The 12,058-nt window shown below is 44.9% G+C and carries 12 protein-coding genes; 1 reads left to right on the top strand and 11 read right to left on the bottom strand.

The annotated features are described in order from the left end of the window. The coding region (locus tag KDK19_RS18505; RefSeq protein WP_257292555.1) for a DUF29 domain-containing protein at nucleotides 1-514 on the top strand (514 nt) is incomplete at its 5' end. A gap of 339 nt (nucleotides 515-853) precedes the next feature. Here KDK19_RS18505 and KDK19_RS18500 read toward each other — a convergent pair. From KDK19_RS18500 to KDK19_RS18455, 11 genes are all read right to left on the bottom strand, one after another. Beyond that, nucleotides 854-1,075, bottom strand: a complete 222-nt coding sequence (locus tag KDK19_RS18500) for a hypothetical protein (RefSeq protein ID WP_257292554.1) — start codon at nucleotides 1,073-1,075, stop codon at nucleotides 854-856. 231 nt (nucleotides 1,076-1,306) lie between these two features. Next, the gene (locus tag KDK19_RS18495; protein ID WP_257279589.1) at nucleotides 1,307-2,503 is read right to left on the bottom strand and encodes a 3'-5' exonuclease; all 1,197 of its coding nucleotides are present in this window, start codon (nucleotides 2,501-2,503) and stop codon (nucleotides 1,307-1,309) included. Nucleotides 2,504-2,515: 12 nt separating this feature from the next. After that, complete coding sequence (locus KDK19_RS18490) at nucleotides 2,516-4,540, bottom strand: Hsp70 family protein (RefSeq protein WP_257292553.1); 2,025 nt, start codon at nucleotides 4,538-4,540, stop codon at nucleotides 2,516-2,518. Continuing rightward, nucleotides 4,452-4,874 (bottom strand): Hsp70 family protein, encoded by a 423-nt coding sequence (locus KDK19_RS18485; RefSeq protein WP_257292552.1) that lies wholly within the window; start codon nucleotides 4,872-4,874, stop codon nucleotides 4,452-4,454. Before KDK19_RS18485 ends, KDK19_RS18490 begins: the two co-directional genes overlap by 89 nt. Nucleotides 4,875-5,170: 296 nt before the next feature. Continuing rightward, nucleotides 5,171-5,530 carry a group II intron maturase-specific domain-containing protein gene (locus tag KDK19_RS24470; protein WP_368736473.1) on the bottom strand — a complete coding sequence of 120 codons (360 nt, stop codon included), beginning with the start codon at nucleotides 5,528-5,530 and terminating at the stop codon, nucleotides 5,171-5,173. A 42-nt stretch (nucleotides 5,531-5,572) separates the two neighbouring features. Continuing rightward, a complete protein-coding gene (locus KDK19_RS18480; RefSeq protein ID WP_257292551.1) occupies nucleotides 5,573-5,710 on the bottom strand; it encodes a hypothetical protein in 138 nt (45 codons plus the stop codon). Between the two features lie 16 nt (nucleotides 5,711-5,726). After that, on the bottom strand, nucleotides 5,727-7,478 hold the full coding sequence (locus KDK19_RS18475; RefSeq protein ID WP_257292550.1) for a hypothetical protein: 1,752 nt from the start codon (nucleotides 7,476-7,478) through the stop codon (nucleotides 5,727-5,729). A gap of 94 nt (nucleotides 7,479-7,572) precedes the next feature. Next, nucleotides 7,573-8,550 (bottom strand): DUF3150 domain-containing protein, encoded by a 978-nt coding sequence (locus tag KDK19_RS18470; RefSeq protein WP_257292549.1) that lies wholly within the window; start codon nucleotides 8,548-8,550, stop codon nucleotides 7,573-7,575. After that, nucleotides 8,547-9,551 (bottom strand): CbbQ/NirQ/NorQ/GpvN family protein, encoded by a 1,005-nt coding sequence (locus tag KDK19_RS18465; RefSeq protein ID WP_257292548.1) that lies wholly within the window; start codon nucleotides 9,549-9,551, stop codon nucleotides 8,547-8,549. The genes KDK19_RS18470 and KDK19_RS18465 overlap by 4 nt, the downstream gene beginning before the upstream one ends. Nucleotides 9,552-9,647: 96 nt before the next feature. After that, nucleotides 9,648-10,697 (bottom strand): lambda-exonuclease family protein, encoded by a 1,050-nt coding sequence (locus tag KDK19_RS18460; RefSeq protein WP_257292547.1) that lies wholly within the window; start codon nucleotides 10,695-10,697, stop codon nucleotides 9,648-9,650. An 11-nt stretch (nucleotides 10,698-10,708) separates the two neighbouring features. Next, complete coding sequence (locus tag KDK19_RS18455) at nucleotides 10,709-11,689, bottom strand: recombinase RecT (protein WP_257292546.1); 981 nt, start codon at nucleotides 11,687-11,689, stop codon at nucleotides 10,709-10,711. Between the last annotated feature and the right edge of the window lie 369 nt (nucleotides 11,690-12,058).

Raw genomic sequence — 12,058 nt, 5'->3', positions numbered from 1 at the left:
GCAATGGAGGTATTTTATGGAAAACCTATACAAAACCGATTACACCCAATGGCTGAGCCAACAGCGTGAACTGCTGACCCAGCGACAATTTCACAAACTCGACATCGAAAATTTGTTGGAGGCGATGGGGCTACGCATGGGCGATATGGCTAATGAATTAGGCTCTCATTTGAAAATATTGCTCATACATCTACTCAATTACGATTACCAGAAACGGATTTTAAAAGATCCATGGGTGGAAGACAAAGTCCTTCATATATGGCTGTCCAGCATTAACAGAGTAGAAATTGAACACCATATAGATAAAAACCCGAGCCTGATCCCAAGAACAGAAGAAGTATTGGCCGAGGTTTACCCAAAGGCTAAAAAAGAAGCCATTAAAGAATTAAACCGTTACATAAAAATAGAAAGCAAACGGCTGAACAAGAAAAGCTTTCCGGACGAGTGTCCATGGACTTACGATCAGGTCACAGATAGCGACTGGCTGCCCGGAGATAGAGTGATGAAAAAGTGATAATTTTTGCTCGGCAGGCAGGATTCGCAAGGGCTAACGCTTTAAAACAGGTACAAAAAAAGGCCATTGAATAACAATGACCTTTATGATTGGTGCCCGGAGCCGGAGTTGGGATGGCTTTTGTTCTGGGCTTGGGTTCGATTAATGCCAATCACTGTGCCATATATCGAAAACTTCTACGGGTTTGACTACTGAAATTGAATACCCACATTTATAGTTCTTTTGTTCGGAGCCAAACCGGTACGCTTCTCCACGCTAAGTGCTCATATTCTCCTACCTTGAGTCTGCTTGTTCAACAATATAGCTACGGGACAAAAAGCAAATGGAAAAAAACGCTCTTCATACTGCCAGCTTTTCAAGATCCTCAGAAACCAACTCCAGAACTTGGTTATACTCGCCCATTTTCTGCTCGCTGTCCTGAAGATCCTGACTCAGCTGCTCGACCTGAGCGTTCAGATTCTGGGTTAATTCCGGAATAAATTGATCTTTCTCGGCAGAAAAACGGCCCAGGATTTCAGTCACACTGCCATCTACTTCCGCAGCCATCTCACTGACCAGCACACCAACAATACGCCCTTGCACCTGTCGGAGTCGGGCGATATCATTATTTTCAACTTCAGTTGAAGTAAACTGCCGGGTAACCGCTCATTTGAGAACATCTTCATAAATCACAACCTGACTGCCAGTCATTCTCCTGCAAACAACACAGGAGATAAGAAGCATGAATCAACCGACAAAACCCTTTACTCCCCCAGCCCTGAAAGACACAGGGGGCTTCAAATCAATAAATAATTAAATTAGATCATCAAGACCAACATGCCCACTATTCTCTGTTTCATCAGGAGCGCCAATTTGAACAGTTAAACCATTCTCAGGCATAAACATTAATGGTTCAATCTCTGTAAGTATTTGCCCATCTACTGTGCTCATAAAAACCCACTGAGTTGCTCTCGTAATACCTACGAAGATCAATCGCTTTCTCTCCTCTTCAGACTCATGTTTAAAAACAGAATTCACCAACCTAGGAAGAATGACGCAATCAAAAGTAAGACCTTTAGCGCTATGGTATGTAAGTAGTTTAGGATTATCAGTGGTAAAGTCTAAATCTGGCCCCAGTTTCGTTTGAGTTTCTGCTTCGATTCCTGCCGCAGTCAAAGAATTATACATCGAGCTAATCTGCGCTCGTTTTGGCAAAAGAATTGCAACACTTTCATTTTTCCTCAAACGTGTTCTTACAACGTCTGCAACATCTTTTTTCTCATTATCAACATTATCATGAATGCGAAGAACAGGCGTCTCTCTAGTTTGAGATTTGGCTCTAGTTTGTTCATAAAACAAACTTCTTTCTTTTTCATCAATTATAAAAGAGCTAGCAAGAGGTACTAAATAAGGTGAGCAGCGCAATGCATCTAGCAAATTAATTTTTGCTGTATCAAGGCCGAGGTAACATGCTATCTCCCCTTCAACAGCTCCATATGGATATATCTGCTGACGATAATCTGCACATACAGTAATATGTTCGCTAATTAATAGAAGTATTTTATATGCAGTCTCGTCCAAGTCCTGCCCTTCATCAACCATGACAAAATCAAAAACCGGCGCATCCTTATTCTGATTTAGATAATCTAGTACTCCTTTCCGAATCCCGTCATAATCTGTTTTTTTATTTTTTCTTGGAACCGTTGAACTAACACTTTTCTTATAAAAATGATATACCCAACTATCAAAAGTTGTAATGGAATCTAACGGTATACCTAGGATCGAAGCGGCCGATCTTATATATTTTGACAATACCTTTGTGAATATAAAAATACAAAACTTTTCTTTTGAAACATTGTTTATATGAGCAAGATCGTTTGCTCTGTGCAAAAGTATTTGGGTTTTACCTGAACCCGGTGGACCAATAAAAAGCAAATGACAATCGCAACTTGCATCAACCGCATTCATTTGATTCTCAGTTAGTTCTTGGCGAGGTACTAGCCAATCCATATGTAGTTCTCCTTATTTCCTGGCGATAGGACGCTGAGCGTCATCACTCGCGTGCTCATTATTATCTTTTTTCAGATTAGGCTGTATTTTTTTCAGTTCTTTGTGCAAAGTCTCATCGTTGAGTTCTTTAGCGGCCAACTTCATCCAATAAAGTGTCCACTTATCATCAACCAATTCCATTAACCAAGACTCTTTGGCTTCACTTAGGCAAGATTGCGCTTTAGCTTTTTCTCCTAACCCTCTGAATATCATGCCCTTGAGCACCATAAAAGGTGGCTCTGGGTCATACTCTGTTGCTTCATTCAATATAGATATTGCTTCTTTATATCGTTTATGACGCCGATAAAATAAAGCCATATTAAATTTTCCTGCATCTTCAAAATCAGGACTATTTATAGCTGCAATGTAGTGCTGTTCTGCTTTTTGAAAAGCATGAACTTCATCATAAAGACTGGCCAATGCATTATACCATTTACCTGTTTTGTAACTATCCACTTTCCTAATTAGAATGGAATATTGATCTATAGCTTTTTCTATTTGTCCAATTTTAATCAATTTTTTAGCAAGATTTTCACGAGCTTCTTGTTCATGTATCCCAGAAAACTGCTTAGATGATATTTTCTGCTCGAGTTGTTCAGCCTGTTCCAAATCGACATTAGGATTCTCTACATGAGACCATGGACTCTCAGGAATTAGTTCTATAACACCACCACTTTCTTCCCTTACAATCTGCATGTGCAGCAAATGATTGGAGTCCATATAATACTCTAGTTTCAAATATTCACCTTTCATGACTGGTGGTGGAATTTCACCAACTTGCCGACATAATACTTCCGAGAATTCATCAAGTAGTTCCACACTTACTCGAGCTTTTTCAACTTTTTCTGTCTTTGGTGCAGATATGTTAACACTACTCCATTGTTTCGTTGGAAGATTAGCCCCTGTTTGAATTAGTTGAAGAGGCTCCGTAGTTGTTGCAAGATAAATATTTCTATAGCAAGCATTTGTAACTAGACCACAACCATTCACATTCTGAGATAAAGATTGCAAGGCAGCGCCACGAGAAATAGCGAGCTTACTTTCATCTGCATTTTGATAACAAATTAAATCTGCATTCCTAAAGAATGATTTATATTTATCATTTAACCCAGGCAAAACTGATGAGCCACCAACACTCAAAACAAAATCAATTTCCTCTTGATTGAGATAAGCTTGTTCAAGAGCACTTCGAATAGGAGAGAAAATCGATTGAGTATGATAATACTCATTATTTGTTGTTATCAAGGCGCTTGTATCTAAAAAGTCAAAAAGCACTTTTTTCAGGTCTCCATAGCTTAGCGTTGGTTTAAAGAAAGACAATTCTTTTGTCTTTAAATTATTTAAAGGGCCAAGCCGTAGCTTAATAGTTCCTGGTTCTGACTTAAAAATATCATTATCCGAGGCGTCATTTAGCTTATCAAATATCTCTAACCGTTCAACTTCTCTAACTACTCCCTTCTTTAATTTCTCTGCAATACTAATCAATACTGGCTCTAGCATCTTCTTTTTATCTAAATAACCAATACTCTGCTCTGACATGTTATTTTGCTTAAGTAATTGAGGAATGAGAATTTTATACACAATTGCTCTATCTATATCCCCACCACCTAATCTGTGATAACGGCTAACAGATAATGGAGCAACTTCTAGTTTTGAGACAGATTTTAAAAGCACTCTGAATAAAGCAACATCACATGTGCCTCCTCCAAAATCTATCACCATTAAATTTTGTGGAGTATCGTTTATCAGTTTTATTTGATGAGAATGAAGATAGTCAATAAATGCAGCTATTGGTTCGTCCAATAGCTGTTCATCACTTACTTCGATGCCTGCTATTTGTGCAGCTGCCTTGGTTGCTCGACGCTGAGACTCTCCAAAAGATGCCGGCACGGTAATTACCGTATGCCCATTAATTGATGTTTTGGAGATAAGGTACTGTAGAATATGACTGGCAATATCCGTCGGAGATTGGAATCCTTCTTTGGCGGATGGGTACAATTGGCTGGTGCCAATTTCGTTTTGTTTCTAGGAAAAAATCTCTGTTTTTGAGTTTCCCTTTTCCAGGGCCAAAGGCTGCATAGCGCTTAGCACCTTCACCAATCATTATTTGACCATTATCAGTCACTGCAACAGCTGATGGCACCAAAGTTGATGTATGTATGCCTTGTTCTGTTTCCTGTGCTATATCCGCCTGTGTGACTTTAATATTTTCATTTTCAGAGGAATATTCAGCAGTAGCAATACAACTATTCGTAGTCCCAAGATCTATACCAATTGATCTAACCTTCCCCTTCACATGACCAAGCCCTTTAATCCATTGATAAATAGACATTTTTCGTTCCGATTATTAAAAATTAAAATACTAGTTTGAAAAGCAACATCATTCTCAGAAAACATCACCACAAGAGTTCCTTTCCCATAGGAAATTTAAGTAATCGAATACAGTAAAAGTCACTCTGAAGTTCTGAGCATTCCCAAAACTCCCTTAATGTTTTTTGGTTAATGAATCTATGACAACCATTAAATTAAAAAGTTCATTCTGAAAAGTTCTCATTTATCTAAAAGCCGCCTAAATCCGTTATCAGTAGGTCACAAGCCCTTGTAGCGTTGGGGTTCGCACTATGCGAGTCACCGAGGTTCTTGAAACCTGATCCATAAGTCTTTCAGAGAAACAAGCCCAAGGTTTGCGAGAAAAGTGTCATTCAATGCCTGTTGCACCGCAAAAGTTTTGCTCAACCGGTAATACCCTTTGCGAGTGGCTTTGATCAAAGCAACTTTGATATAAACAAAGCCTAGCTTGATCAGATTTCTATAACGGGTTTTCGGTTTAGACCACTGCTCGATAGAACAGCAACGGATGCTCCGACGTATCCATTGATCCAGTTGCGGTAAAAGGCGATAGTATTCGTTTATTCTGAAATAACCTATGCAGCCCTGAGTATATTCAGCAAGCTTCTTCGCAGGCGGTAGGCCATTGAGACTCCCCAGCTGCGGTCAGTGAGCTTAAGGATTTTCTGCCTAAAAGCAATGTCAGCTCTTCTGTGAATGGCGGATTCTTTTTCCTATGAAAGCAAAACTCAGCCAATCGACTTCACTAGCTTTAACCTTACTGGCAAGCAGGAAAACATTTTTAAAGGGCACTCCCTGCCCGGTTTTATCAATCTCCATCAGTCCGATCCACAACCTATCGAACCAACCAGTCCCTGGTCAAAGTGAAGAGAGAGGACTTTAGCTGCCCCAACTGTTCAATCATCAGATTTCTCGGAAACAACTCCTCTGGTAACTGAATACAGATCCCCAGCCCCACAACATCTATCCCTGAATACCCACAACGTTTCACGAGATCAACCACCGCATCATAGTGATCAATATCCGGTGCGCCATCGGTCATCATCAGAATCAAGCGCCTTTCGGCATTTGACTGGCAAATCTGATGCACTGCATACCACAACCCTGTGGCCATGGGAGTTGAGTCATGGCTGTCCAGAGCAGAGAGTGTTCCTGCTATTCGGAGATCGGACTCCTTGCCTGAAACTATTGGGTATACCCGGTCAGACAGAGTGCCCGGATAGGCAGAAGCAGTCACAGCAACCACTTTAATTGGCTTCAATGCCATTATCAGAGCCAGAACCGCTTCCCTTGCCAGCTCCATCCGTGGGCCCATGGACGCTGAGATATCGAGAGAAATATGAACAGTCGCATTGGTTTCTATGGATTCTGAACGTCGTTTAAAAAGACGACCATCGTCCAGAGCTATCCTGTGCAGCCGTTTACCATTGACTCTCATACCTCGCTTGCCAATGCGATCTCTGGTTAAGGTTTTCGCCTGAACCAGTCCGGCTAGCTGTGCAGCTAAACGAGCGGATTCTGACTTTACCTTCCAGAGTAAATCCTTTGCGGCCTCTCTGTTTTGATCATTTAGGAACACTTCATCGATTCCAGGTGTCGTAGTTATTGCTGACAATCTGGGTGATTGCTTATAACTCCAGCATTCAAGCTGTCCTGCCACGGATTCGTAGAGGTCTTCAGGCCAGTCAACATCAGACGACTCCAGGATTTTTTTCAGAAACAGGTCTTCAGCCTTGTCTGAAGCTTCTACGTTTGCTGAAACAGATTGATCATCATTTCCTGACAAATTCTCAGTTTTTTTGTCTTTTCCTTCCGCCGAATCGGATTCCAGATCATCACCTGACACAGAATCTGATTTATCCTCCTGATCCTGTGTATCAGAAGGCTGAGAATAGGTTTCCTGATCTACTGACGAATTTTCTGTTTTTTCCGCACTTGCCTCACCTGAATCTTCGCTTTCAGAATTTTCATGGCTGAGATTCTGAAACAACGCGATGATCTGGTCAGCCAGACTCAAAGCTTCCCTCGTGCTCTTCAAGTCAGGCACCTTGACCAAATGTTCATCAAGCGAATCCAGTAGCTGTCTGGAAAAACAGTCTTTCATCACTTCACGGGCTTTCGCTGCTTCCTGCTCCAAAGCGATCTGTCCCAGCACTTCGTAGCGCAGAATCGACAATAAAGAGTCGTTTAACACCTTCACAGCTGGATCACTCTTTTTTGGTGCACCTACACGACCTTCAGCCACTAACTGCCGGATGACTTCTGCGAGCGAAAAGCCAGCGCCGGGGTATTCCTGACTGATTGCTTTTTCGATCCGAATGTCCTCAAGCAGGTTAGTCAGCCTGTGCCGAAGAGCAGAGCCTTCATAGTCCAGATCAAAATCCGTGTAACGCACATGAGCAGCCTCATGACTCAAGAATCCCCAACAAAGGGTTTCTTGTTCACGTTGCTGCAGGTCAAAGGCTGGAATCCAGATGCACTCACCATCGGTGCACGCTTTACGACCAGAGACTTCAACCCGAACACCCATTTTTCTGCCCAATGCACTGCCAACAATTGGGAGTGCTTTGTGTAAAACAGGAGCCATATCCAAATACCTCGTATACATAAAAAAAGGGACATAGCTCCTGCCCAGGCGGGCACTATGTCCCGCTTGGGATGGCTGGCTTACACCAACCTGTTCAGAAGTAGAAAGTGGCTGTAGACACCGTTTCCTCCGGTATCACAACCCGTTGCTCTTTGAGAGGTTCTTCCTGAATCTCTATCTCATTTAATGTCGGCGACTGGGCTTGAGGCATTTCCTGTTCCTGCACCTTCACAGGTTCAAGAGCCGTCAACCCTTCCGCACAGCGCTCCATTTGCTCCACAGAACACAGCAGTAAAACCCGCTCCATCAGCTGAGTCAGCACCTCACCCTCCAATGCTCCGTTGTTAGGCAATTGCGATAACCCGGCATCCAGCCGTTGCACTATGGGCGAAATTCCGGGATCAACAAACGACAGACCGTGCAGTTTATCTCTGAGCCGAAGAATCGGATTCAGAGCTTTAGGGGTGACTTTGTTTTTCCCTTTAAAGGTTTGCTCAAACAGAGCCTGAGCATCCCGACTGATTTCTTCTCGCAGTGTGCCACCCAACTGGTTTACCTGTTGATTCAGTTTCTCCGGCTGGGGCGATGCCACTACTTTGTAAGTCGTGTAACCAAAATGAAAACGTTGACCTACATGCTGAGCATCTGGCACGGCACTTCTTATGGCTTCGGCAAAATCAGGATGGGCACTCACCCATTCCTGAATATGCTGGTCATAGCCCGTCAGAAACACCTGCTTTTCCTGGTTAAAGTCCTGCTGAACCTGATCCAGTTTCAGGCTTAAACCTGAAACATAATGATCGGGCACAGCATAACCACCCAGAAACCTTACTCCTTCTCTGCCACAGAGCCGACAGGCCTGATCTCTCAGACGATGAAATGGCTTGAGCACTTCCCGTTTACACAGTTTTTTGCTTCCCAGCGATACCACTTCATCAGACGGCAACTGACCACCTTTTCCCAGCACCAAATCCTCTGGTTTCAGACGACGGGCGCCTGACCAGATGGAGCAGTCCAGGGCAATCACAGACATTTGATCCAGAACTTTATCGACAACAGCGTGATCTGTCATGAGTCCACTCCTGAAGACCATAAGTCTCCGAATACATCATGCCCAATCCGATGAATCGCCTGTCGCTCCGCAGGTTCCACTCTGGCAGTCAGGGCTTGTTCCAGCGCATACTCAAATACTCTGGGTGCCCCCTGAAACCGGAGTGATAACCTTGCCCAGCGCACCAGTCCACGAGTGGACAAAGTGACACTGAGCTGTGATTCGCCTTCTCCGGCTCTTCCATCAGAGTCACCCGTGAACAGACGACGCACCTCGTTAGCGAGTTTCACCATCTTTTCTCTGACGACAACGGGCAGACCGGGCACCACCTGGTTGAGAATCATCAGCTCTGTGAATTCGTCAGGATAATCCACCGAAATCACACGAAACCGATCCAACCAGGCTAATGACTGTCGTAATACTCCCTGATACAAACCACTGCCATCCCCTGCTCCAGCACTGTTACCGGTGGCAACAAACCGGAATCGTGGATGCACCGGAATAATTTCTCCGCCGTTTTGCGCCAATACCAGAGGCGCACCATCAAGCAGATCATACAATCCAGCGAGTTCTGCCGGGTCGGCAACATCCATCTCATCCAGGATCAGAATATGACCGTCTTTTACCGCAATGCTGAGAGCTCCATATTGGAAGGGAGTTGATCCCTTATCCAACACTTTCTGCCCCAGCAAATCATCCAGCTCTAACCTTCCATGAACAGGCACCATCTGCACTGGCCAGTGCAACCTTGCAGCAGCCTGGGAAACCAGACTGGTTTTCCCACACCCTGTCGGACCGCACAAATACAAGCCATCACCCTCCGGATTATCCAGAAACGCCAGCAGCTTCCGCAGCCGGTCTCTGTCAAATACATAAGGCTGAACGGCCGGTACTGCCGGATGCCCACATTCCTTGTAACCTTCAAGCAGGATCAGTTGATTGGAATCCAGATCGAAGGTTTCATTCAGCTCATAAAATGCCGGTTGCAAACCAGCTGACTCAGACTGAGTATCATTTTCCATTGTTAATATCCTGCACTCTCATAAAACAAAAAAAGGGCAGATATCTCCCCCGGATGGGGAGAACAACTGCCCCACCCGGGTTAATGAAAATTGGATTCAGAAATAGAAGTTCTGTTGACTGACGGTCGGGTTTAAGATCAACCGATCATTCCCAGACACTTCAAGTTCTGACTCTCTGTCGTCCACACTCTTTGCCAACAAGGTTACCCTTACCTGTTCTCTCGCCTTGCGGCGGAAAGCATCAAGATCCGGCAACGCCAGCTGGTGTTGTTTGCACAATGCTTCCAGCGCTTTCTGATAATCTATGGAACCACTGCATTCAGTGCAGCAGATACGTAAACCATCAGACTCAGCTACCCGGAATGCTCCCATCAACTTTTGCAACTCCTGTTGCAGCCGCTTCTGTTGAGACTTCCCGGTTTCCAGCATCCCTTTCAACTCATCGAGACGATACTGACGACGGCGATAGACCATTGCCAGCTTGAGCCAATGCGCATGCTCCGTCGGACCTTCTGGCACATAAACATCCAGATTCGGATCTTTCTCTGGCTCATCACCATCTTCCACAAGTTGCCAGAAAACTTCTGCTTCCGTCCGCAATTGCTGAATCAGGTGATCGTCCCTGCTGATACAGGCTGGAAGAATCGGCCTACCTTTTCGATAAAAACAGAGCCAGGCGCGATTAGAGTCTGCAACCAACATCTGAAACTGCACTTGTGCAAATGCACGTCGATAGCCTTCCGACTGCCCCTTCAAAGTCTTCACATCCTGATAGACTTTTTCACTTGGCGCTTTCAGTTCTACCGGAATACCGTCCCTGGTCATACCGTCAAAACTGGCACGCAGCCTTGGGTTCTGTTCCCACTCCCCACAAACGGGCAAGAGAGGCGCATCGCCCAACGCTTCTTCCATCCGAATCCTTGCGTCGTCTTCATCCTCAATCCCACGTTGAACATGAGGGTTTGAAGATAAATCCGGTTCCTTCATGACTCCCGATTTCTCTGCCCCTTTCTTTTCACACCAAAGCTGCCAACGAGATTTATAAGGCGATTGCCCGAGAATCACAGCAGCATCACTGGCTGTGATACCGCAGCTTCTCCAGTCGAACCATTCCCTTGATCGTTGCTCAAGATTGACCTGCTTCATCACAAATCACCTTAAACAGACTGTTTTGCTGATTCTGCCTGCACCACATCCAGCCGGAAAAGGCAGTAATTCAGAGCATTACCATCTTTCTTAAACCGCTCCTGGGCAAACCCCTGGGCAGCGGTAAAGGCTCCTGTTCCCCTGGCTCGTTCCACAATCTGCTCAATAAACGACACAACCTGTGGTTCAAGACCATTGGGCTCAGGCACTTCATCACCAGTAATAGCTTTCGCCGGTAATAATTCCCCTGCTATCTCAGCCAGCGTATCATCCAGAACATCAGGTTCTGACGACACAAGCCCAGTTTTTTCCTTCACTTTCTTGCCCGCTGTTTGTTCCAGCTTTGACTCAGGCTCTCGCAGATCAGGCACTGCTTCACCCATCTGGTTTTCAAGCAACCGTTCTGCTTCATCCGGTTCAAATAATCCGCTGAGACCATAGGAAATCCGAATGGCCTGAATCTGAGACTTATGGCGAAGCATACGCTTAGGACAAGTCTGCCAGGGGCTGGGAAATTTCTTGCCATTCTTTATCACCGCAGGCCGGTACAGCTCATCAAGATACTCACGTACCCGAATCGCATGTTCCCGATCTTTACGGTGAACCGTGCACTCAATCCAGGGATGACAGGGTTTCATATCCTCATCGAACTGGATAAGCTCATCGGGATAACCGAATTCAATCCCATCACTTTCTGGATACGAGTTCATGATGCAAACCCAACCATCGACGGATATCACAGGCAATACTCCGCCTTTTCTGTCGGATAAAGCCCACACCTGCCGTATAAATGGGTTCAAGCCATAGCTGTCTGCCACTGCCAGCAAAGACAACATTTGCTCCCGAGTGGGAACGCTGCCGTTCTGCTGCCGAAACGCAGTTTGCGCCAAGGTATTCAGCAACTCATCTTCACGGAAGCCATAGCGTTCCGCAAAACGAGCCACCAGATCGTTGGCACTGCCACTATCATTAACGACACAAGAATGATTCATAAGAAGCTCTCTCTCACTTTCCTGAAAACAAGATGCAAGACAGAACTTCCCCGCATGACAGAGAAATTCCGCCATGCACGACGGCACGGATGCCGGAGCCAGGGCAACGCAGGAGTAGTTGCCGTGAGGGACGCACGAGACTCTGGCGAAGCCAGAAGCTCATACGACATAGGTGGATCACCGAAGTGATCAATGGACACGAAAACAGACTTTCTCTGCTAACGTCATTTGAAAATTGATGCTCTGAATGCCTGATCGCAAAGCTGACAGGCTGATTCCGGAATGTCATTTCCCTGTGACAACCACCTCACCGCTGCGCGTGTTTTATCTGCCGGATCTGCAAAACACACTGACCTGTGAGATCGTATT

This window comes from Endozoicomonas sp. ONNA1 (assembly GCF_024606325.1).
Classification (GTDB): domain Bacteria; phylum Pseudomonadota; class Gammaproteobacteria; order Pseudomonadales; family Endozoicomonadaceae; genus Endozoicomonas_A.
This window is presented reverse-complemented; position numbering and strand designations above follow the sequence as displayed.

Coding starts and splice junctions, on each gene's coding strand:
- KDK19_RS18495 (WP_257279589.1), bottom strand. CDS start 2,503: ATGGATTGGCTAGTACCTCGCCAAGAACTAACTGAGAATCAAATGAAT.
- KDK19_RS18475 (WP_257292550.1), bottom strand. CDS start 7,478: ATGGCTCCTGTTTTACACAAAGCACTCCCAATTGTTGGCAGTGCATTG.
- KDK19_RS18465 (WP_257292548.1), bottom strand. CDS start 9,551: ATGGAAAATGATACTCAGTCTGAGTCAGCTGGTTTGCAACCGGCATTT.
- KDK19_RS18480 (WP_257292551.1), bottom strand. CDS start 5,710: ATGGAGATTGATAAAACCGGGCAGGGAGTGCCCTTTAAAAATGTTTTC.
- KDK19_RS18485 (WP_257292552.1), bottom strand. CDS start 4,874: ATGTCTATTTATCAATGGATTAAAGGGCTTGGTCATGTGAAGGGGAAG.
- KDK19_RS18470 (WP_257292549.1), bottom strand. CDS start 8,550: ATGACAGATCACGCTGTTGTCGATAAAGTTCTGGATCAAATGTCTGTG.
- KDK19_RS18455 (WP_257292546.1), bottom strand. CDS start 11,689: ATGAATCATTCTTGTGTCGTTAATGATAGTGGCAGTGCCAACGATCTG.
- KDK19_RS18460 (WP_257292547.1), bottom strand. CDS start 10,697: ATGAAGCAGGTCAATCTTGAGCAACGATCAAGGGAATGGTTCGACTGG.